This window comes from Planctomycetia bacterium, from assembly GCA_021413845.1.
Taxonomy (GTDB): Bacteria; Planctomycetota; Planctomycetia; order Pirellulales; family PNKZ01; genus PNKZ01.
Map to the genome: position 1 here is coordinate 54,652 of JAIOPP010000058.1, position 20,875 is coordinate 75,526.

Below are 20,875 nucleotides of genomic sequence, written 5' to 3' on the forward strand. Positions count from 1 at the left end.
ATTCTACTGCAACATCCAGCGCAGCAATTGCTCCGTCTGCTCGAACGACGCGAGATGAAAATCCGCCAGCTCATGCCCCTCGCATGTCTCTAGCGGAGCCCCGGCCGTATACAGCACCGTCCGGGCTCCCGCCCGTCGGCCGGCTTCGATATCGAACACGTAGTCGCCGACGACTACGATCTCATTGGGCTCGATCTTCCAACGCCGGCAAAGATCGCGCACGGCGGTCGGGTCGGGCTTCGGCGGCGCGTCGTCGCGCGCCACGACGATCTCGAACGGCATTTGCAACCGTGCGATCGTTTGCAATGCGACCGCGCGACTATTCCTCGTCCACAGCGCGCGATGCATGCCGAGCGCGTCGATCGTGCGCACGAACTCGGCCGCTCCGGCGATCGGCGTGGCGCGCAAGCCGCCGGCGTGTTCATGCCGATGAAGGATCTCACGGCAGCGTTCCGCTTCCTCAGGCGGAAGGTCGGCGATCGCTTCGAGCAGCGCCGTTCCCGCCGACAGGCCCATCTCGGCGCGCATCGCGTCGAAGTCGAGCGCCGAATCGACGAGCGTCCCGTCGAGATCGAAGATGATCCCGCGCACCGGCACCCGCTCGGGTCGGGGCGTCGGGTCGGTGTTAGTGGATTTCGGCATGATAAATCTCGTCCCAAAAGGAGCTCGCGCGGTTAGATTGTTACCGTCTCGCCCGTTCTTCGAAAGGAGCGTAACGTGCGCATCGCCGTATTCAACTCGAAGCCGTACGATCGGGAATTTCTCACCACGGCCGTCGGCAAGTTCTCATACGAATTGCTGTTCCTCGAACCGCACCTCTCGCCGGCCACGGCCAAGCTCGCCGAAGGGTTCGACTGCGTCTGCGTCTTCGTCAACGATCGGCTCGATGCCGACGTGCTGCGAACGCTCGCCGCCGGAGGGACGCAGCTCATCGCGCTGCGCTGTGCGGGCTTCAACAACGTCGATCTCGCCGCCGCGGCCGCGTTGGGGCTCCGCGTGATTCGCGTGCCGGCCTATTCGCCTTACTCCGTCGCCGAGCATACCGTCGGCCTGATGCTCACGCTCAATCGCAAGTTTCATAAAGCCTACAACCGCGTGCGCGAAGGAAACTTTTCCCTCGAAGGTTTGCTCGGCTTCGACTTCCACGGCCGAACCGTCGGGATCGTCGGCACCGGAAAGATCGGCGAATGCACGGCCCGGATCCTCGCGGGCTTCGGCTGCCGGCTCTTGGCGTTCGATCCCTATCCGAACGAGGCCGTGAAACAGCTCGGAGCCGCCTACGTCGAGCTTCCGCAACTGCTCGGCGAGTCCGATGTCGTGACGCTGCATTGCCCCCTCACGCCGCAATCGCATCATCTGATCGATGCGGCCCGGCTCGCGCTGATGAAGCCCGGCGCGATGTTGATCAACACCGGTCGAGGGGCGCTGATCGATGCCGGGGCCGTCGTCGCGGCGCTGAAGTCGGGCCGGCTGGGCGCGCTGGGCATCGACGTCTATGAAGAAGAGGCCGAGCTCTTCTTCGAAGACCATTCGAGCCATCCGATTCTCGACGATGTTTTCTCGCGCCTGCTGACGTTTCCGAACGTCCTCGTCACGGGTCATCAAGCGTTCTTCACGCGCGACGCTCTGGCCAGCATCGCCTCGCAAACGATCGCCGGCATCACGGCCTTCGCAACCGGCAAGCCGCTATTGAACGAAGTCACGCTGAAGTAGAGCTACTATCGCTTCCGGATCGCTTGCGAGAATTCCGGATCGTCCCGATGTCGATACGCCACATCGGTCACGCGGGCCGCGCGGCGTGTTTCGTCGAACGAGTATTCCGTTTTCAGGAGCCCGAGGTCGTAAGCCAGTCGGTCGGAGTAGCCGGGGAGTAGAATGCGATAGTCGTAGGGGACGCGGTTCGGCATGAGTTCGTTGATGTGCTTGGCGATGTTCGTGGTGCAGTTGTTGGTGAGCGTGTTGTAGAACTCCGGCTGTCGCTTGAGCTTGTTCACGCGTAGGAGAATATTCTCGAACAGCTTACGCACCTGGTCCGGCTCGGCCCGCGTCGCGTAGACGTAAACGTCGTTTAAGCGGAAGTTCGTCCGCAAGCCGATCAAGTCGCGCTCGTCGCCGACGACGTACATCAGCTCGTATTTGTTCATCGCCGCGAGCGCCGGGTTGTACGTCTCCCCTTGCTCCTTGCGAATCTCGACGCTGACGCCGACATAGTCCTTGTCGTCGAAGCCGAAGCTCAGCATCGTATGCGCGAGCTCGGGCATGTCGGGAAACGGCACCCGCACGAAGTCGACGGTCTTCAGCTTCGTCAGGTCGTACGTCTTGTCGTAATGGCGAACGACGTAATCGTCGGATGTTTTGTAATCGCAGTAGCGAACGTTGCGCACCGTTACCTGGTTGAGATCTTTCGAGAACTCCGCGCTCGCCAACACCGATTGGTCCGGGCTCCAGTTCCGCTCGTTCGAGGCCTTGAACTTCGCGCAGCCCCCGGCCAAGGCAACCGACAACGCGAGCGCAATCGCCGATCGATAGGCAAGCGAAAAGCGTTTGGTTTGGGGGGCGTTGGTCATCGTAAAGCGGCTGTCATGAGCGCCAAGTGTGGTTTTCGGCTACCTATCCAAGTTCCCGCGGCGTCGAGTAAACTGAAGGTTACTACTCGACGTCGGTCCCGCGCCGCAAGAGCGCTGGGATCTCTAGCACCGCCGGCATTCTCTCGCCGTTCCCTTTTTCTCCGATCGAAGTCCGCGTATGACCGTGTCTACCGTTTCCACGAATAGCTGCGAACTTCTGGCTCCTGCCGGCGATTGGGAATGCCTCCGCGCGGCCTGCGCCAACGGTGCCGATGCCGTGTACTTCGGGCTCTCCGATTTCAACGCCCGCCACCGCGCGCACAACTTCACGCTCGAAGAGTTGCCGCAGGTGGTCGAGTATCTGCACCGGCACAACGTGCGCGGCTACGTGACGATGAACACGCTCATCTTCAGCGACGAGCTTGCCGCCGCTTCGCAGATGATCGCCGGGATGGCCGCTTCGGGCGTCGACGCCGTGATCGTGCAAGACCTCGGCCTAGCGCGGCTGATTCATGAAGTCGCGCCCGATCTCGCGATCCACGGTTCGACGCAGATGACCCTCACCGAGCCGCAGGGGATCGAGTATGTCCGTCGGCTGGGGATCGAGCGCGTGATCGTGGCGCGGGAATTGTCGCTGGCCGATGTGAAGAAGATCCGCGCCGCAACCGATCTCCCGGTCGAGGTGTTCGTCCACGGCGCGCTCTGCGTGGCCTACAGCGGGCAATGCCTCACGAGCGAAGCGCTCGGCGGTCGAAGCGCCAATCGAGGCCAATGTGCTCAAGCCTGCCGCTTGCCTTACGACCTCGTCGTCGACGGCGAAGTGCGCGACCTCGGCGACGTCGCTTATCTGTTGAGTCCGCAAGATCTCGCGTCGTACGATTTCGTCGATGAGTTGGTCGCGGCCGGCGTTTGCAGTTTGAAGATCGAAGGGCGCTTGAAGAGCGCCCATTACGTGGCCGCGACGACGAAGACTTACCGCGCGGCCCTCGACGCCGCCCTCGCGAAACAAGAATTTAAGCTCGAGCGCCAAGCCGAGCTCGACTTGCAGCAAAGCTTCTCGCGCGGCTTCTCGCCCGGCTTCTTGAAGGGGCTTAATCACCAGAAGCTTGTGAGCGGTCGGTTTCCCAAGGCCCGCGGGGTCCGCGTCGGCACGGTCGTCGGCACGACGGCCGCCGGCGTGCTCGTCGACATCGGCTCGGAACACGACTTGTCGATCGTCAAGGCCGGCGACGGCTGCGTGTTCGACGAAGGGCATCCCGATCAAGACGAGCAGGGGGGCCGACTCTACGGCGTGCGCACGATCGACGCCGCACCGCATGGCGACCGCCCGCGACGGTTGGAAATCTTTTTTGCCGAAGGCTCGCTGAATCTTTCGGCCATCGCGATCGGCGCAATCGTCTGGCGCACCGACGATCCGACGATGCGCCGCCGAATGGAACAGACGTTCAATCGCGAACCGGTCCCGCGCCGCGTGGCGATTCATTTTCATGCCGCCGGCCGAGTCGGCGGTCCGCTCACGCTCACGGCGCGCGACTTCGACGGTCGCGAAGCAAGCGCCGAGTGGGAAGGTCCGCTGGCCTTGGCGACGAAGCACCCGCTCACGGTCGAATCGTTGCGGGAGCAATGCGGCCGGCTCGGCGATACGCCGTTCGAACTGGGCGAAGTGACGCTCGATGCCGTGGAGCCGATCATGGTTCCCAAGAGCGTGATGAACGACCTGCGGCGTCGCGCTGTCGAGCAACTCTTGCAAGCCCGGCTCGCTGCTCCGCGGGCGCGACCCGTACGAATCGAGGCTCTCGACGAGCTGCGCGCCGCCGCAATCGCTCGCAAGCCGGTTCAACTCACGCCGACCGATACGCCGTCGCTCTACGTCCTTGCGCGCACGATGACGCAACTCGAAGCGGTACTCGCTTGGCAGCCCGAAGCGCCTCTGGCTCGGCCCGCGATGGTGTATTGCGACTTTGAAGATGTGCGCCGCTACAAGGAAGCGGTGCCGCTCGCGCGTGCCGCCGGCATTCCGATCGGGCTGGCTACGCTTCGCATCTTGAAGCCGGGCGAAGAAGGCTTGTTCCAAGTGATCGGCCGCAACGTGCCCGACGCCGTGCTGGTGCGCAACCTCGCGGCCTTGTCGCACTTCCGCCGGACGCTGCCGGAGGTGTCGCTGATCGGCGACTTTTCGCTGAACGTAACCAATGAGCTGACCGCCGAGCTGTTATTAGGCGAAGGGCTCGCGCGACTCGTGCCCGGCTACGATCTGAGCTGGGAGCAACTCGCGGCCCTCTTGAGCCACAGCGCGCCGGGCCGATTCGAGACGGTCGTGCACCAGCACATGCCGATGTTCCACATGGAGCATTGCGTCTTCGCCCACACGATGTCGGAAGGGACCGACGCGACGAACTGCGGCCGGCCGTGCGATCGACACAAGGTGGCGTTGCGCGACCGCGTCGGCGCGGAATTCCCGCTGTTGGCCGATACCGGCTGCCGCAACACGGTGTTCAATGCCTTGCCGCAATCGGCCGCTGAATACTTGCCGCGCATGCTCGCGCTCGGGCTCAAGCACTTCCGCGTCGAGTTGCTCTTGGAAACGCCGGAGCAAGTCGGCCCGTTGCTCGAACGTTATGCTCGCGCACTGGCCGGGCTCGACGACGGCAAGCGCGCGTGGCGCGGCCTGCAAGTGCTCAACCAACTCGGCGTGACGCGCGGGACGTTGCAGACGAGTTGAGAGGCTTTGTCGGACCATCAGCCGCGGGGCGTTAGCCCCCGGTCATCCGACTGATCATTCGGCGAGGCCGACCGTTGAGGAAACCGGGGGCTAACGCCCTCCGGCTAAATGAGTCGTTCTACTTGCACTTGCCGCAATGTCCCTTGAGCAGCACTTCGGTGAGGCTGCCGATCGACGACTTTTTGCTGCCGGGCGTCGGTGTGATGTCGACATGCACGTCGGTCAGGCAGCTTACCTTGCCGCAGTCGATGCAGACGAAGTGGGGATGCTCGGACGAATGGTCGTGCCCGTCGCGGCGAAGCTCGTAGCGCCAGACGTGGTCGCCGAGTTCGGCGCGAGCGACGAGGCCGGACTCGGCCAAGTCCATCAAGTTGCGATAGACGGTCGCGCGATCCAAGCCGGTCGGCACGAGTTCCTTGGCGAGCTCGGCATGCGAGAGGGGAGTGCGCGCGGCCCGCAATTGTTGCATCACGGCCAGCCGAGCCGAGGTGCTGCGCAAGCCCGACGTTCGGAGCAAGGCTTTCAATTCGGCGATTTCGTCGGCGGCGGAAGTGCGCATGAAAGTGGCTGTCGACCCGTTCTCGAATTGTTGCGGTACTGTTGTAATAGTAACAGCATCGCACCCGTCGTTCAACTGCCGCAGCGGCGTGAAACCGCTTGAAAGGCCGTGGTTTGCGGCCTTTCGGCTCGCGTGGCCGGCTTGTGACGAAAACAATCGCGTGTTAGTCTTGCTGGATTACGACCCGCGTCTCCGCGCTCGCCTATACGTCGGCGAATCCCGCATGACTCCTTCCGCCGCTGCCGCCGCCGGTGCTCTTGCCGCCGAACCTGCCGTCGAGCAAGTCGAGCAGGAGTACATTCGCGTGCGAGGCGCGCGGGTTCACAACTTGCAGAACATCGACGTCGACATTCCCCGCGACCAGCTCACCGTCGTCACGGGCCCGAGCGGGTCGGGAAAGAGTTCGCTGGCGTTCGATACCGTGTTCGCCGAAGGGCAGCGCTTGTTCGTCGAGAGTTTGTCGGTCTACGTGCGGCAGTTTCTCACGCAATTGCAACGGCCCGACGTCGACCTGATCGAAGGACTGCAACCGACGATCTCGATCGACCAGCGAGCCGGCTCGCAGAACCCGCGCAGCACGGTCGCCACGGTCACGGAGATTCACGACTATCTGCGCCTCTTGATGGCGCGCATCGGCGAGCCGCATTGCCCGCATTGCAACGAGCCGATCAAGCGCCAGAGCCCTGAGCAGATCGTGGATGCGTTGGCGAAGCTTCCGGTCGGGAGCAAGGTGATCTTGCTTGCGCCGTTGGTGCGCGGTCGCAAAGGGAAGCACCAAGAAGAGCTCGACACGATTCGCAAGGCCGGCTTCGTGCGCGTGCGGGTCGACGGCATGGTCTGCGAGCTCGACCAGGTGCCGGAGCTTGCGCCGCGCAAGGCCCATACGATCGAGGCGATCGTCGACCGGTTGATCGTGCGCGATAACTTGCGCCCGCGCTTGGCCGAGAGCGTGCAACTTGCTTTGAAACATGGCGCCGGGGTGCTCACGATTCTCTCGGCCATCGGCACCGGGCCCGCTGCCGTGCAGACCGCGCCGCCGACGGCCAACGGCGGCGCGAACACCGGCAACGGCAAAAACGGCGGACATGGCGCAGCGCCGAAAGCTGCGACTGCGCCGAAGCCCGCTGCACCGGCCGCGAAGAAGCCGGCGCCGCCGGTCGTGCCCGCCGCGGCTTCGAATCAGCCTGCGCCCGAGGCTCCCGTCTCCGATTGGCATGAGGAACTCTTCAGCACGTTGCAGGCTTGCCCGAGCTGTCGCATGAGCTTCGAGGAGTTGGAGCCGCGGACGTTCAGTTTCAACAGTCCGTACGGTGCGTGCCAAGCGTGCGAAGGGCTCGGCTCGCGCAGCGGGTTCGACCCGGAACTCGTCGCGCCGGATCGTACGCTGGCGCTCGGCAACGGGGCGATCGCGCCGTGGTCCGAGGCGGCGCCGGCCGACGTCGAGCGTCATCGCCACGACTTGGCCGAGTTTCTTGCGGTGCATCATGTGCGCTGGAACACGCCGTTGAAGAACATGGAGCCGGCCGAAGTGCAAGACTTGCTGCACGGCGACGGCAAGAAGTTCGTCGGCGTGTTGGCGTTGCTCGATGACGAATATGCCGCAGCGACTCCGGCGAAGCGCGAGGCGCTCGATCCGTTTCGGACGAGCATCCCGTGCGCCGTGTGCCACGGCTCGCGCTTGCGGCCCGAGGCCCGAGCCGTGCGGCTTGCCGGCGAGACGATTCAATCGATCAGCGACATGCCGGTGGCGAGCTCGCGGCCGTTCTTCGCGGGCTTGAGGTTCGCCGCGGAGCAAGAGCCGATCGCGCGGCCGATCGTCGGCGAGATCTTGAAGCGGCTGGCATTCTTAGAGCAAGTCGGCATCGGCTACCTGACGTTGTCTCGCGCCGCCGATACGCTCAGCGGCGGGGAGTTGCAACGGATTCGCCTCGCTACGGGGATCGGCACCGGCCTCGTCGGTACTTGCTATATCCTCGATGAGCCTTCGATCGGCTTGCATCCGCGCGACAACCAACGCCTAATCGACGCGCTGCGCGCCTTGCAGCGCTTAGGCAATACGCTCATCGTCGTCGAGCACGACGAAGCGATCATGCGGCAAGCTGATCATCTGATCGACATGGGGCCCGGCGCGGGACGGCATGGGGGGCGCATCGTCGCGCTGGGCACGCCGGCCGAAGTCGCCGCGCGCGAAGACTCGCTCACCGGCGGCTACCTTTCCGGTCGGCTTTCGATTCCGGTTCCCGCGACTCGCCGCAAGACGAACCAGAAGCGCATGCTCACCATCGAAGGAGCCGGAGCGAACAATCTGCAAGACGTCACGGCGAAGTTCCCGCTCGGCACGCTGACATGCGTCACCGGCGTGAGCGGTTCGGGCAAGAGCTCGCTGGTGAACGAGACGCTCGTGCGCGCCGTGCGCCGCGAGTTGCTCGGCGCCGGGCCGAAGCCGGGGCCGTTTCGCAAGTTGCTCGGGCTCCAGCAGATCGACAAGCTCATCGAGGTCGACCAATCGCCGATCGGCCGAACGCCGCGCAGCAACCCGGCAACCTATACGGGCTTGTTCGACGAGATCCGCAAGGTGTTTGCCGCCACGCGCGAAGCGAAGCAAAAAGGTTACAAAGTCGGACGGTTCAGCTTCAATCTCGCCGGCGGCCGATGCGAAGAGTGTGAAGGGCAGGGGGTTCGCAAAATCGAAATGAACTTCCTACCCGACCTCTACGTGCCGTGCGAGACGTGCAACGGGGCGCGGTTCAATCGGCAGACGCTGGCCGTGCGCTATCGCGATCGTTCGATCGCCGATGTGCTTGATATGCCGGTCGACGAAGCGGCCGACTTCTTCGAGAACTTCCCGGCGATCCACCGGATGCTCGTCTCGCTCCGCGAAGTCGGGCTCGGCTATGTGACGCTCGGGCAAAACTGCACGACTCTTTCCGGCGGCGAAGCGCAGCGCATCAAGCTCGCCGCCGAACTCGCACGAACCGCCACGGGCAACACCCTCTACGTGCTCGATGAACCGACGACGGGCTTGCACTTCGACGATGTACGCCGGCTGCTCGACGTGCTGGGTCGGTTGGTCGATTTGGGGAATACCGTGATTGTGATCGAGCACAACGTCGACGTGATGAAGAGCGCCGATTGGATCATCGACATCGGGCCCGAAGGGGGCGCGGCGGGAGGAAGAATCACGGCGACCGGCACGCCGGAAGAGATCGCGGCGCTCGACGACAACGCGACCGGGCAGTATCTCCGCGAAGCGCTGCAAGCGCGCGGCACCTCGGCCTAAGGCAAGCTGCCGGCGTGAGTCTGCTAGCGATGTCGTTTTGATTTCGACGCCGTGGTCGAATCTCGCGTCGAGGCCTTGCTTCGTCTCTCGTTGCCGGCAATACCGGCTTTTGTCTTCTTGACCGGTAGCAGGCATGTATTTATAGTCCCCGCCGAATTCGGGGCATTTAAATATCGCGTGTGGTTGCTGCGATGGTCTTCAGCTCACGATTGTTTCTGTTTCTGTTCTTGCCTGCGGCGCTGGCTTTGCATTTCATCGCGCCGAAGCGCATGCGGAATATCGTCTTGCTCATCGTGAGTTTGCTTTTTTATTCCTGGGGCGAGCCGCGGCAATTCGGCTTGATGTTGGTATCGATCGTTCTGAATCACGTTCTCGGGTTGCTTGCCGGCGCAACGCGCGAACGAGCGTCGGGGCGTTGGGTCGTGGGCGTAACGGTCGTCGCTAACCTCGCGCTGTTAGGCTACTACAAATACGCCAACTTCCTGATCGATGCGATCAATTCGGTGTTAGAAGTCATGGGAACTCCCGAAATCGTGCATGGATCGATCGCTCTACCGGTCGGGATTTCGTTTTACACGTTCCAAGCCATGTCGTACGTCATCGATGTTTATCGGGGGGAAGCGAAAGCGCAGCGGAACCCGATTAATACGGCCCTCTACATCAGCTTGTTTCCGCAATTGATCGCCGGCCCGATCGTGCGCTACGTCGACGTCGCTGCCCAGATCGACCAGCGGACGATCACGGTCGCAGGGTTTGCCGAAGGAATTCGACGGTTTACCATCGGCCTGGCGAAAAAAGTCTTGTTGGCGAATTCGCTGGCGACCGCCGCGGATTTGATTTTCGAATTGCCCAACGGAGGTCTTACTTTCGGTGTCGCTTGGCTCGGTGCCGTTTGCTACGGGCTGCAACTCTATTTCGATTTCTCCGGCTATAGCGATATGGCTATCGGATTGGGAGAAATGTTCGGTTTTCGCTTTGCGGAGAATTTCAACTATCCGTACGTGAGCCGTTCGATTACGGATTTCTGGCGCCGCTGGCATTTATCGCTCTCGACTTGGTTCCGTGATTACCTTTACGTGCCGCTCGGCGGCAATCGCTTGGGTGCGACTCGCACATACATGAATCTGTTGACGGTGTTCCTCCTCTGCGGCCTCTGGCACGGAGCGAACTGGACCTTCTTGGCTTGGGGCGCATTTCACGGCGCGTTTCTGATCATCGAACGGGCCGGCCTATCGCGTCGACTCGCAGCGTTGCCCGTTGTAGTACAGCATCTTTATACGCTCGTCGTGCTCTCGTTCGGTTGGGTGTTGTTCCGCGTCGAATCACTCGGTCAAGCGGCAGCGTATTGGTATGCGATGATCAGCCTTGGTTCTGCATCTTCCGCAGATGGACTGGCGTCTTATCTTGATTCAGGGCTGATCATCGCTCTCGTCGCAGCTTGTCTGGCGGCCGTTCCCGTTTGGGGGCGCCTCGCTCAGAGCGTTCGCCACCGTGCCGATCGCAGCTATGAATCCGGCTCGAAGGCGTTCGGTTTATGGATCGATACCATCGGGGCGGCGGCACGAGTCGCTTCACTATGCGGATTGTTCTTCGCAAGCGCCGCGGCATTGATGGCATCGACTTACAATCCATTTATTTACTTCCGATTTTAGCCGTTCATGCAGTCGACTACTCGCAGTATTCCGCATCGCATCGCGGACGGATTGTTGATCGCGTTGTTTTTGTCGGGCATCTCGCTACCGGCGTTGACGATGCTCCGCTCGAGCGGCGATCGTAACATTGCAGAAACGGAGCGGCGCTTAGCCGCTCCGTTTCCCGAGTTAGCCGTTCGTCGTATCGGACCGATTCCATGGATTAAGAAAACGAGTCTGATCCAATTCCCGCCGAAGTTCGAGAAGTGGTACGACGATCATGTCGGGTTTCGCCGGCCTTTGATTCGTCTGTATAACGTAGCGAAATACTTCGGCTTAACGACCGAGACTGGGCACACGTTTCGAGAGTCGGCCCAAAACCCGGTGATCGTCGGTAGCGATGGTTGGCTCTTCTTTGGTTCCGCCGGCAAACGTGACTTTCGTCGGATCGACCCATTTCCGCCGGAGAGCCTCAAGGTTTGGCGAAATTATCTGACCAAGCGTCGCGATTGGTTCGCCGCGAGAAAAATCGGTCATGCTTTTTTTATCGCGCCGAATAAGCAGACGATTTATCCCGAGTATATGCCCCGCGCGATGACACGCGCCGATCGTCCGTCGCGATTCGATCAGCTACTCGCCGAAGTTTCGCAAGAACCAAGCCTGCACTTGCTCGATCTTCGAAAGGCTCTCACGGACGGTCGCGATCTTTACCCGACATATCATCACACCGACACGCATTGGAACGAATATGGTGCGTATCTCGGCTATCGATTCTTGATGTCTCATTTGAACCGGCACATGCCTGCGGCGCCTGCATTGCCGTTGGAGTCGTTCGACATTGAGGCTAAGCGAGTCGTAAGCCGTCGTGATTTGGTGAGAATGATGAATGCGGCGATCGATATTGAAGATACTCTCGTCACACTCACGCCGCGCACTCCGCGGTGCGCGACTTGGGAAATGGGAGTGCCTTCCGACGATTTCGGATCGTTCCGGAAATCAACGAACTATAACGTGCCTAGCGGAAGGCTTGTGGTATTTCACGATTCGTTTATCAAAGCGCTTCGGCCGTTTCTCAGCGAAAACTTTCGCGAGGTTTATTATTTTTGGCAGTATACGCACGGCTATGAGCACATCGAAACAATTCGTCCGGACTTCGTGCTGGACGAAATGGTCGAGCGACATCTGCTGAATGATTTGCCGAAGAATCCGCCGTATGTCGATGCTCCGGTATCCGACTCTCCGGCCTCGCCGAATTCGGTGCAAGCTTGTGAAACGGGGGAAATTCATCGCTGAGTATAGTTAGATGAAATCCTACTTAATTCGATCGACGCGACTGCGATGACGGAGTCGCTCTTACTCACAATCGGCCGGCGTGTCGTTCTTACCATGCAACAATCGCTTACTACCATGCGCAGCACGCCTCAACGCATTGCCGATGTTTCGCTCATCGCTTTGTTCGTGTTCGCAATTTCGTTGCCCGTGTTGAAGATGTTTGTTTCGAGCGACGAGAGCGAGGTCATCGCGATAGAGCAGCGTCGGATGGCGCCGTTTCCCGAACTGGAGTATCGGCGAGTCGGTTCGATCTTGTGGGCGAAGAAGCGGAGTCTTCAGGATTTTCCGCGCGCGTTCGAAGCGTGGTACGACGATCATGTCGGTTTCCGCTTTTCGCTGATTCGCTGTTACAATATGGCGAAAGTCGTCGGTCTGACGGTAGAAAACAGTCTGAAAACCGGCGAGGCAGCTCAGGGAAATGTAATCGTCGGGCGCGACGGCTGGCTCTATCTCGGCGGCAGTTCCAACATCCGCGACTTTCGCCGCAGCGACTGCTACACACCGGCCGACCTCGCCGCCTGGCATGCGGCGCTCGCCCAGCGACGCGACTGGCTCGCTGCCCGCGGTAGCGGCTACGCATTCCTCGTTGCACCGAACAAAGCGACGATCTATCCCGAGTTCATGCCGCGCTCGATGTCGAAGACCGATCTACCGTCGCGGCTCGAGCAACTTCTCGCGGAGGTGTCGTAAGATCCCTCGCTGCTTGTGCTCGACACGCGACAGGCCCTCGTCGAAGGAGGAACTCGGCATCCGACCTATCACCGAACCGATACCCATTGGAACGATTATGGTGCCTATCTAGCCTATCGAATGTTGATGCCTCATCTCGGTCGGTCGGTAGCGATGAGTCCGACCGTGCCGCTCGAGTCGTTCGATTTGGAGGCGAAGGAAGTCGTCAACTTCGGAGATATGGCCCATGTGCTGAACGCGCCGATCGATTTCAAGCAGACGCTCGTCACCCTCACGCCCCGTTCGCCTCACTCGGCCGTTTGGGAAAGCTTTACGACCAAGGACGGCATCTCGGGTTATAAGTCGACGAACTATGCAGTGCCCGACGTGCGAATGGTCGTCTTTCACGATTCGTTTATGGGAGCACTTCAGTGGTTTCTAAGCGAGCACTTCCGCGAAGTCTATTATCTTCCGAAGTTCTCGACCAATCTCGTCGTCGAAGTCCGGCCCGACTTCGTGTTGGAAGAAATGGTGGAACGGTACCTGATGGACCCTCCGCCGGTCTTCACGGCGCCGACGAACTCTACTCCCGTGCTCGAAGCCCGCAAGCCGAATACGACTAGCCGCTAAGCGCTCGTCTGCCTTGAGAGAGTTTGCTACGGCTTCAGCGCCGCGATCTTCGCGTCGATCTCTTTCGCTTTCGCTTGGGCTTCTTCCATTGGCAGGCCTGCTTTGACGCCGGGGCGTTTGTGGCCGGTTTTGGTGAGCCAGGCGTCGTGTAAGAGTGCCTGCCGTTCGGCGATGAGTTTGAGCATCGCGGGGCCGTTCGGCTTTTGCGCGATGACCTTGTCGCCGTCTTCCGCCCTAGCGATTTCCGCGGCCGGTGCGCCCCAATGTAGGAGCAGCGCGCGGGCGATGATCCATTGGCCGATGTCGTTCGGATGAACCCCGTCGCCGGCGAGGCAATACTTCGGGTCGCTTGCCCGATGCTCTTTCAAGAAGCGAAGCATCGGGCCGTGAACGTCGACGACGTCCCAACCGTCGGCCGCGGCGCTCTTGGAACGCTTCGACAAGAGCCAATCGCTGTAACGCGCGAGGACGTCATCATAGCCTTCGTAAGGCGTGCGGTAGTCGGTGCGGCCCGCGGGCAGGACGCGTGCGCGAATCGGTTCCGGATCGAAGACCGGCGGCGTGAGATGCAAGACGCGCGCCCCGACGTCGGCCGAGCGCTTACGAAGTAGCTCCATCCCTGCTTGATACTTTTGAAACCGCTCGTCGCTGAACGGATGGTAGATGCCGCAGTTCATACCGTAGCAGGCGACGACGAGGTCGGGCTTCACGGCCGCCAGCGCGCGCTCGAGCCGTTCGTGAACCGTGGGGCGCGGGAACTTGCCGCCCGCATGATCTTCTTCGGAAAGGCCCGACACGGTTTCGCTGGCGAGGCCCATGTTGATGAACTCGATCGCGAAGTCGGGATCGTGCGTGCGGAGATAGGTCTCGACATAGGCGATGTATTTACCGGCGTGCGTAATACTGTCGCCGAGAAAGAGAACTCGCTTCACCCCGGCGAGGCCTTGTTGCCCGGCAGCCGGAACTTCGGCCGCGCGTGCAGGTGGCGCCGAGGTGCAGAGCCCTATTGCGAATGCGAACAACGCCGGAACGAGGGAGCACGAGCGGAAGGAGGTGAGTACACTTTTCATCGGTTTCGGCTCCGAAGAGAATGGCTTCGCGGCACGGGGGGAAGGGTTCTGTTTCCCCGAGGAATCGGCCCCTCAAAATGCACGGCCGGGAAGAGGATGTCAAACAATTCGGCAAGGTTTCGAGGCTCGTCGCCGGCGAGGTTGACACACTTCGGCAGGCCGACGACACTGAACCGGTTACGCTTTGCGCGCCGCGACCGGCCGAGGAACCCCCTCCTCGAAGCCTGCGGCCGAATCCCGCCCTCATCCTCCTTATATCCTTCCCGGGAGATTGCTTGTTATGAGCGAATCGAAGTCGAACGACCTTTCGCGTCGCGATGTTTTGAAGAAGTCGGGCGATGCCGCGGTGGCCGCCGGTGTGTTCGGCGCGGCAACGCACCTCTTGTCGGACATTTCGATTCCCAAAGTTCACGCTGCTCAAGACAGCACGATTCGCGTCGCGCTTGTCGGCTGCGGCGGTCGTGGAACCGGCGCAGCGATCAACGCGCTGTCGGTGAAGAACGGCCCGATCAAGCTCGTGGCGATGGCCGATGTGTTTCCCGACAAGCTCAACGCCGCTCATAAGAATTTGAAGTCGAAAGTCGAAAAGGACAAGCTGCCGGGCGAATTCGATGTGCCCGAGGATAAGAAGTTCATCGGCTTCGATGCGTATAAGCAAGCTCTCGATTGTTTGCGCCCGAACGACGTGGCGATCTTCGCGACGCCGCCGGCCTTCCGTTGGGTGCATTTCGGCGCGGCGATCGACAAGGGGATCAACGTCTTCATGGAGAAGCCGGTGACGGTCGACGGACCATCGAGCCGGAAACTGCTGACGCTGGCCGAAGCCTCGACGAAGAAGAATCTTAAGGTCGGCGTCGGCTTGATGTGTCGCCATTGCGATGCACGCCAACAACTGCACGATCGGATCAAGGCCGGCGAGATCGGCGACGTCTTGCTCATGCGTGCTTATCGTCAGGCCGGACCGACCGGCAGCGCTTTCTGCGAAGCGATGCCGAAGAATTGGGATAAGGGTGAGCTGCTTTATCAGATCAAGAACTTCCATGCGTTCTTGTGGGCCAGCGGCGGCGCCTTCAGCGACTTCTTGATCCACAACATCGACGAATGCTGCTGGATGAAAGACGCTTGGCCGGTGAAAGCCGAAGCCTCGGGCGGACGTCATTTCCGCACCGGTTACGTCGATCAGAACTTCGATACCTATTCAGTGTCGTACACGTTTGCCGATGGCACGAAGCTGCAGCTTGAAGGGCGCACGATGCCGGGCTGCAAGACCGAGTTCGCCAGCTACGCGCATGGTCAAAAGGGAACGGCCGTCATCTCCTCCGCCGGTCATACGCCGGCGAAGTGCCGCATCTATAAGGGGCAGAACATGACCCCGGAAAATCTGACGTGGAGCTATGGGCCGAACGAGCCGAACCCCTACCAACTGGAATGGGATCATCTGATCCAAGCGATCCGGAGCGACAAGCCTTACAACGAGGCGAAGCGCGGCGTGGAAGCGAGCTTGGTAACGTCGATGGGGCGCATGGCGGCACACACCGGCCGTGTGATCACGTTCGAAGAAATGCTGAACTGCGAACACGAGTTCGGCCCGACGGTCGATAAGCTGACGATGAACGGTCCTGCACCGGTCCTCGCCGATAAAGACGGCAAGTACCCGATCCCGCAACCCGGCTTGCGAACGAAGACCGAGTACTAAGCGACCGGTCGAGTTTGGAAACGGCAGTGCAACCACGTGCGGCGACGTCGGAGCGATTCCGACGTCGCCGCACTTATTTCAGCATCGGCGATACGTCTGTTACGATTGATCGATGTTCCCGAAGCGATTTACGCTGTAAAGGCCCTGCGGCATGCCGCTCGACTGGCAACGAATCGAAGTGTTGGACGACGCGATGATCGCGCTCTATCGCGCTCGCACGCCCGCCGAACGGCTTTCGATGGGAAACGAATGTAACCTTTCGGCCCGTCGACTCATCGCGGCTCAGCTTAGTTCGACTCGGCCCGATTGGACGAAAGAGCAAGTCGCGCGCGAAGTCGCCAGGAGAATGCTCGGTGGATCAGGTTGAATTGCTGAGTCGCATCGCGAGCGTGCTGGAATCGTTGCCGGCGCGCTACGCAGTCGTCGGGTCGATCGCGAGCATGCTCTATGGCGAGCCTCGCCTAACGCTCGATATCGATATCGTCGTCGAACTGGAAGATCGATTCGTAGATGCGTTGTGCGAGAGGTTTCCCGCTCCTGAACACCGAAAGTGTCGGCAGGGCTGCGCCTCGTCGAGGGAAGCTCAGCGGCGACCGCTCACGTTGCCGAGTACGCGCTTGAAGTGATCAGTTCACCAGTTCGATATCCGGCAGCTTCCACGTCTTCTCGAAGAGTTCTTTTTTCGGACCGTAGAGCCGGAACAACAGCTCGAACCGCCGCTTCGGATCGGTCGGTACCCAGTTCGATTCTATTCCCGCGGGTGCGGTGGGGCCGAAATAGATGTCGACCGAACCGTCGTCGTTCTTCCGTACCGCTGTATCGTTCGACGCTAGACTCGGGCGAGAGACTCCGCGGATCAAAGCATGCGTCTCGCGGTCGTAAGCCGTCGCCGACCAGTATTGTTCGACCGGCGCGTTTGCGGGCACCGTCAAGCGATACGTTTTGTTTCCCTCAAGCGGTCGGCCTTCGCGGTCGCTGATGTTGATGAGGTAGAACTGTCCTCTACCGAAATGCTTGGGGCTGAAATAAGCCATGTGGTACATCACCGCACGACCGTCGAGCCCATACTCGTTCGGGTCGGCGAACATCGAACTCAGCCCGTCTCGCGTCTCCGGCTGGATCGGCACTGCCCAGTGCGTGCCGGCGAAGAACGGTGGGACGAAGCCGCGTTCGTACTTCGCTGCGATCACTTCATGCGCTTCTCGCACCGCGTCGGTGAGGATGCGCTTCGTCGCGTCGTCGAGTGCATACGGTTTACCCTTTTCGATGCCGATCGTCTTGAGCGAATCGATCATCGCTTTGTCGCGCGTCAGCCACGGCTCGAACTGCACGAAACGATTCAACAACTCGAAGAAGGTTGCGTCGTACGGGATCGTCGCGTCGAAGGGCTTGTCGTACACGTCTACATACACCGTCGATTCGGGATTTCCGCCCAAGGGATAAAGCTTTACCCGCTTCCCGTGTTCGACGGCGGACTGAATGTCGGCGTCGCTACGGCTCTTGAAGTTCGACCGCAGGATCACGAAGCCGCGATACGTTTCCGACTGTAGCACGATGTATCCTTCCGGCGCCTTGTCTTCCTTGTCCGCACGTCTCGACGCTGTTGCCGTTTTGGAACGTCCATATCTTCGGCGCGCTGCAAGGCAACGTACTGTTCAACACAGCTCGACCGATTGCGCCGGGAATCCCCCTCTTGCTCGCGCCGGGCTCGATCGAGCAAGAGAACACGGTCGACGTGTTCGCACGTTCGAGCTCGCTCGGTGCGGCCTTTACCGGGCCGGAGATCGGCACGCTGCAAGCCGGAGGCGTCGTGCTGTTTCTATTCTACAACGACGCGCTGATCGTCGACCGCTACGGGCTTCTTCCGCTCCAAGCGTTCGGCGAGTTGAAAAACGAAGACTATCGATTCGCGGCCGGTTTGCAATTCAACGTGTTCGCACCGAACGTGCCGACGATGCTCACGTTCGGCTCGATGCTCGGCTCGGGCAATGCGGGGAACAACTTCGTCGGCCAAGTTCGCGTCGAGCGATTTCTGCACCCGAGCGATAACTCCGATTGGACGATTCAAGCGGCGATCAGCGATCCGGTGGCGACCGGCGTCGTTTCGAATTCACCGTTGTCGGTGTTAGTGACCCGCGGCCCGGCGCTACGAATCACCGAAGACAACGGTTGGCCGACTTTGGAAGGGCGCATCGCCTACTCGGTCGGCAAGAAATCGCTGGTCGGGCTCGAGCAAAAGCGGGCCTTGGAAATGGGCGTGTCGGCTGTCGGCGGGCAGTTGCGTTCGGTGCTCGTGCCGCAGCCGAATGTCGTGGCGAATACCTACGGCGCCTGCTCCGACTTTCGCTGGTCGGTGAGCGATCGTTTCGGCTTCCTCGGCGAGGCGTTCGTCGGCGAGGGGCTTGGCTTTCAAAACGGCGGCATCCTGCAGAGCGTCAATAGCGCGACGTTCCGCGGCATTCGCACGCGCGGCGCTTGGGGCGAGGCCTACTATTATCTCACGCCTTGCCTCCACACGCACTCCGGCGGCGGCATCGACGATCCGCTCGATCAAGACATCGCCGCCACGCAAGTCACCCGCAACACGACCCTCTTCTCCAACGTGATTTGGGACGCCACGAAGCAACTCCGCTTCGGTGTCGAGTTTACCTATCGCCAGACGAACTACGTTGCGCTCAACGACAACCACGGCTGCGGCTTCCACTTCCAAACGCAGTGGTCGTTCTAAATCATCACCACCTTGATGCGGCCGTCCTGCTTGTCGCGGAAGGGGCTTGTAGACCGCCGACGCAACCTGGTGCGTGATCACGAGCGACGGGTCGATCTCGTTGTTTTCGATCTTCTTCAAGAGCGGCTTCATGTATTTCTGCATGTGCGTCTGGCCCGATGGCGAAACAATGACCGAGTTGAGGCGCGTCTCCGATACATTTGCCGGTTTTCACGAAGGTAAAATGGTTTAAATTGTAGACTTCGCTGTCTCCCGCGACTCAAGTGAAGTCTTGCGCGACCGTTGGGTGATCGTGCATGATGGGCCGGCGACCCGTCGCGGCGAGATCATCGCCCCGAGCGTCGGCGATCATGCCGGCGAAGCGTGATTGCCACGGAGGCCAACTAACGTGGACAACCGACGAATTGAAATAAGAACGGGAGAAACCCGATGACTCAGCTCCGCATCGCGTTGGCGCAGTGCCGACAAACGGCCGACTTCGAAGTCAACGCCGTCAAGATATTCGAATTCCTCGAACGGGCCGCCGCGGTCGGCGCGCAGATCGTTTGCTTCCCCGAAACTCAGACAGTCGGCTACCGCGTCGACATCACGCAGCCCGACGCGCCGGTCGAGCCGCAACGTTTGGAAGAACTGCATTGCCGCATCGCCCGGCGTTGCGCCGAGTTGAAGTTGGCCTGCATCCTCGGGACCGAGATACCGCTGGAATCGAACCCGACCGGCGGTAAGCCGTACAACTCGGCGCTCGTGATTTCTCCGAACGGCGAGATTCTCGGCGTGCATCACAAGACGAAGCTCACCCCGCTCGATGCCGTGGCGTATTCGTCGGGCAGTTCGCTGGAGACTTTCGATCTGTGCGGCGTGCGCATCGGCGTGGTGATCTGCTTCGAGGGCTTCCGCTTCGCCGAGACGACGCGCGAATGCGTTCGTCAAGGAGCACGAGTCGTCTTCCATCCGCAGAACAACACGACTCGCCCGAACGACTGGAAGATCCCGATCCACCACGCGATGATCGTGACGCGAGCCGCCGAGAACACCATCTGGTTCGCGTCGTGCAACATTTGCCACGACGAGCACCAGAATTGCAGTTCGATGATCGTCGCTCCCGACGGTCGAATTCACGCTCTGGCGGCATTGAAGCACGAAGAGCTTCTCGTCGCCGACCTTGAGATCGACCTCGCTACGCAAGCGATGTTCAAGTTCGATACCGACGGCTGTGCCCAAGTGCTGTTCTCGGATACGGTGCGGCAAGAAGAATACGCTCCGGCGAAGCCCGCTTAGCCGCCGAGCCAAACAAGACGACGAGAGCTCGCCGATGAAGTGGGCCATGCTACAGCCGGCCGAACACGCTTGCTCCAAGGCCCGGGTGCTGCCGAGCTCATCGGTGAGGAGCCATTCCAAGCCGTGGCCCGTCCGCTGCTGGCCGAGCACTTGCCCTTCGGCGATGAACTGCCGCAGCCGGAGCTCGCCCGAGCCGTCGAGCACCAGCAAGAGCGTGTCGCCGGCGTAGACGTAACGCTCCGCGTCGACCAGCGCACCTTCCGCGTCGTACACCTTCTTTCCGATCCGATGGTTCGAGGCGTCGTAGCGGTACGTCAGCGAGCCGGACGTTGCGCCGTCGACCCGCTTCCAGGTCACCTCGACCAGACGGTTGCGATGATCCCACCGATACTCTTCCCGCGTGCCGTCGGCCAGCGACGTCTTCGCCGTTCGGTTCCCCCGAGCGTCGTACTCGTAGCTGTACGTCCCGTCCGAGACGACCCGATTGTGCGGATCGGGCACGTAAGTCGACGCTTGCGTCGACGCCTCAGAAAAGTGAGCCTTGACCTCTTGCGCCTACGGCGCACGAACATTTGTCCGTGAAGATATAGGAAGCCGGGGCTCCCGGTGGGATCCATTTCGGATGTTCAACGTCCCTCTGTATCCCGACTCAGGAGCCCCGACATGTCCGCTTATTTTATCGCCTTCGACGTGCATTGCGAGTTTTGCGAGAT

Annotated in this window: 17 protein-coding genes; 12 read left to right on the forward strand and 5 right to left on the reverse strand. The window is 61.0% G+C overall.

All coding sequences use genetic code 11. The features are described 5' to 3' along the window. Positions 1 to 3: 3 nt before the first annotated feature. Entirely contained in the window at positions 4 to 642 is a 639-nt protein-coding gene (locus K8U03_10790) for an HAD family hydrolase (protein ID MCE9605374.1), read from the reverse strand. 75 nt (positions 643 to 717) lie between these two features. Here K8U03_10790 and K8U03_10795 point away from each other — a divergent pair, with 75 nt between their 5' ends. Then, entirely contained in the window at positions 718 to 1,713 is a 996-nt protein-coding gene (locus K8U03_10795; protein ID MCE9605375.1) for a 2-hydroxyacid dehydrogenase, read from the forward strand. Positions 1,714 to 1,718: 5 nt separating this feature from the next. Here K8U03_10795 and K8U03_10800 read toward each other — a convergent pair whose 3' ends face one another. Then, positions 1,719 to 2,567, reverse strand: coding sequence for a DUF4105 domain-containing protein (locus K8U03_10800; GenBank protein MCE9605376.1), 849 nt, complete (start codon positions 2,565 to 2,567; stop codon positions 1,719 to 1,721). A gap of 178 nt (positions 2,568 to 2,745) precedes the next feature. Here K8U03_10800 and K8U03_10805 point away from each other — a divergent pair, with 178 nt between their 5' ends. After that, positions 2,746 to 5,289: a U32 family peptidase gene (locus K8U03_10805; GenBank protein MCE9605377.1), complete on the forward strand. Its 2,544-nt coding sequence runs from the start codon at positions 2,746 to 2,748 to the stop codon at positions 5,287 to 5,289. A 118-nt stretch (positions 5,290 to 5,407) separates the two neighbouring features. Here K8U03_10805 and K8U03_10810 read toward each other — a convergent pair whose 3' ends face one another. Next, a complete protein-coding gene (locus tag K8U03_10810) occupies positions 5,408 to 5,848 on the reverse strand; it encodes a transcriptional repressor (GenBank protein MCE9605378.1) in 441 nt (146 codons plus the stop codon). Positions 5,849 to 6,071: 223 nt separating this feature from the next. Between K8U03_10810 and uvrA the strand changes: the two genes are divergently transcribed. The 5 genes from uvrA to K8U03_10835 all read left to right on the forward strand — a co-directional run bounded on the left by uvrA (position 6,072) and on the right by K8U03_10835 (position 13,390). Next, the gene (uvrA, locus tag K8U03_10815; protein ID MCE9605379.1) at positions 6,072 to 9,128 is read left to right on the forward strand and encodes an excinuclease ABC subunit UvrA; all 3,057 of its coding nucleotides are present in this window, start codon (positions 6,072 to 6,074) and stop codon (positions 9,126 to 9,128) included. A 191-nt stretch (positions 9,129 to 9,319) separates the two neighbouring features. Beyond that, positions 9,320 to 10,780, forward strand: coding sequence for an MBOAT family protein (locus tag K8U03_10820; GenBank protein ID MCE9605380.1), 1,461 nt, complete (start codon positions 9,320 to 9,322; stop codon positions 10,778 to 10,780). 6 nt (positions 10,781 to 10,786) lie between these two features. Beyond that, positions 10,787 to 12,052: a hypothetical protein gene (locus tag K8U03_10825; protein ID MCE9605381.1), complete on the forward strand. Its 1,266-nt coding sequence runs from the start codon at positions 10,787 to 10,789 to the stop codon at positions 12,050 to 12,052. A 114-nt stretch (positions 12,053 to 12,166) separates the two neighbouring features. After that, the gene (locus tag K8U03_10830; protein ID MCE9605382.1) at positions 12,167 to 12,781 is read left to right on the forward strand and encodes a hypothetical protein; all 615 of its coding nucleotides are present in this window, start codon (positions 12,167 to 12,169) and stop codon (positions 12,779 to 12,781) included. A 15-nt stretch (positions 12,782 to 12,796) separates the two neighbouring features. Beyond that, positions 12,797 to 13,390: a hypothetical protein gene (locus K8U03_10835; protein MCE9605383.1), complete on the forward strand. Its 594-nt coding sequence runs from the start codon at positions 12,797 to 12,799 to the stop codon at positions 13,388 to 13,390. Positions 13,391 to 13,416: 26 nt separating this feature from the next. Here the strand turns inward: K8U03_10835 and K8U03_10840 are convergent, their stop codons facing one another. Further along, complete coding sequence (locus K8U03_10840) at positions 13,417 to 14,460, reverse strand: SGNH/GDSL hydrolase family protein (GenBank protein MCE9605384.1); 1,044 nt, start codon at positions 14,458 to 14,460, stop codon at positions 13,417 to 13,419. 280 nt (positions 14,461 to 14,740) lie between these two features. Between K8U03_10840 and K8U03_10845 the strand changes: the two genes are divergently transcribed. The 3 genes from K8U03_10845 to K8U03_10855 all read left to right on the forward strand — a co-directional run bounded on the left by K8U03_10845 (position 14,741) and on the right by K8U03_10855 (position 16,782). Further along, the gene (locus K8U03_10845) at positions 14,741 to 16,156 is read left to right on the forward strand and encodes a Gfo/Idh/MocA family oxidoreductase (protein ID MCE9605385.1); all 1,416 of its coding nucleotides are present in this window, start codon (positions 14,741 to 14,743) and stop codon (positions 16,154 to 16,156) included. Positions 16,157 to 16,307: 151 nt separating this feature from the next. Next, complete coding sequence (locus K8U03_10850) at positions 16,308 to 16,523, forward strand: hypothetical protein (GenBank protein MCE9605386.1); 216 nt, start codon at positions 16,308 to 16,310, stop codon at positions 16,521 to 16,523. Then, positions 16,510 to 16,782, forward strand: a complete 273-nt coding sequence (locus K8U03_10855; protein MCE9605387.1) for a hypothetical protein — start codon at positions 16,510 to 16,512, stop codon at positions 16,780 to 16,782. The genes K8U03_10850 and K8U03_10855 overlap by 14 nt, the downstream gene beginning before the upstream one ends. Here K8U03_10855 and K8U03_10860 read toward each other — a convergent pair whose 3' ends face one another. Beyond that, the gene (locus K8U03_10860; GenBank protein ID MCE9605388.1) at positions 16,783 to 17,712 is read right to left on the reverse strand and encodes a DUF1214 domain-containing protein; all 930 of its coding nucleotides are present in this window, start codon (positions 17,710 to 17,712) and stop codon (positions 16,783 to 16,785) included. A gap of 47 nt (positions 17,713 to 17,759) precedes the next feature. Here K8U03_10860 and K8U03_10865 point away from each other — a divergent pair, with 47 nt between their 5' ends. Beyond that, entirely contained in the window at positions 17,760 to 18,884 is a 1,125-nt protein-coding gene (locus K8U03_10865; protein ID MCE9605389.1) for a hypothetical protein, read from the forward strand. Between the two features lie 429 nt (positions 18,885 to 19,313). Continuing rightward, positions 19,314 to 20,162 carry a carbon-nitrogen hydrolase family protein gene (locus tag K8U03_10870; GenBank protein ID MCE9605390.1) on the forward strand — a complete coding sequence of 283 codons (849 nt, stop codon included), beginning with the start codon at positions 19,314 to 19,316 and terminating at the stop codon, positions 20,160 to 20,162. The last annotated feature ends 713 nt before the right edge of the window (positions 20,163 to 20,875 follow it).

What these genes read in the sequence shown, in the direction of transcription:
- K8U03_10790 (MCE9605374.1), bottom strand. Translation starts at nt 642, where the DNA reads ATGCCGAAATCCACTAACACCGACCCGACGCCCCGACCCGAGCGGGTG.
- K8U03_10800 (MCE9605376.1), bottom strand. Translation starts at nt 2,567, where the DNA reads ATGACCAACGCCCCCCAAACCAAACGCTTTTCGCTTGCCTATCGATCG.
- K8U03_10805 (MCE9605377.1), top strand. Translation starts at nt 2,746, where the DNA reads ATGACCGTGTCTACCGTTTCCACGAATAGCTGCGAACTTCTGGCTCCT.
- K8U03_10810 (MCE9605378.1), bottom strand. Translation starts at nt 5,848, where the DNA reads ATGCGCACTTCCGCCGCCGACGAAATCGCCGAATTGAAAGCCTTGCTC.
- uvrA (MCE9605379.1), top strand. Translation starts at nt 6,072, where the DNA reads ATGACTCCTTCCGCCGCTGCCGCCGCCGGTGCTCTTGCCGCCGAACCT.
- K8U03_10820 (MCE9605380.1), top strand. Translation starts at nt 9,320, where the DNA reads ATGGTCTTCAGCTCACGATTGTTTCTGTTTCTGTTCTTGCCTGCGGCG.
- K8U03_10825 (MCE9605381.1), top strand. Translation starts at nt 10,787, where the DNA reads ATGCAGTCGACTACTCGCAGTATTCCGCATCGCATCGCGGACGGATTG.
- K8U03_10830 (MCE9605382.1), top strand. Translation starts at nt 12,167, where the DNA reads ATGCGCAGCACGCCTCAACGCATTGCCGATGTTTCGCTCATCGCTTTG.
- K8U03_10840 (MCE9605384.1), bottom strand. Translation starts at nt 14,460, where the DNA reads ATGAAAAGTGTACTCACCTCCTTCCGCTCGTGCTCCCTCGTTCCGGCG.
- K8U03_10845 (MCE9605385.1), top strand. Translation starts at nt 14,741, where the DNA reads ATGAGCGAATCGAAGTCGAACGACCTTTCGCGTCGCGATGTTTTGAAG.
- K8U03_10850 (MCE9605386.1), top strand. Translation starts at nt 16,308, where the DNA reads ATGCCGCTCGACTGGCAACGAATCGAAGTGTTGGACGACGCGATGATC.
- K8U03_10870 (MCE9605390.1), top strand. Translation starts at nt 19,314, where the DNA reads ATGACTCAGCTCCGCATCGCGTTGGCGCAGTGCCGACAAACGGCCGAC.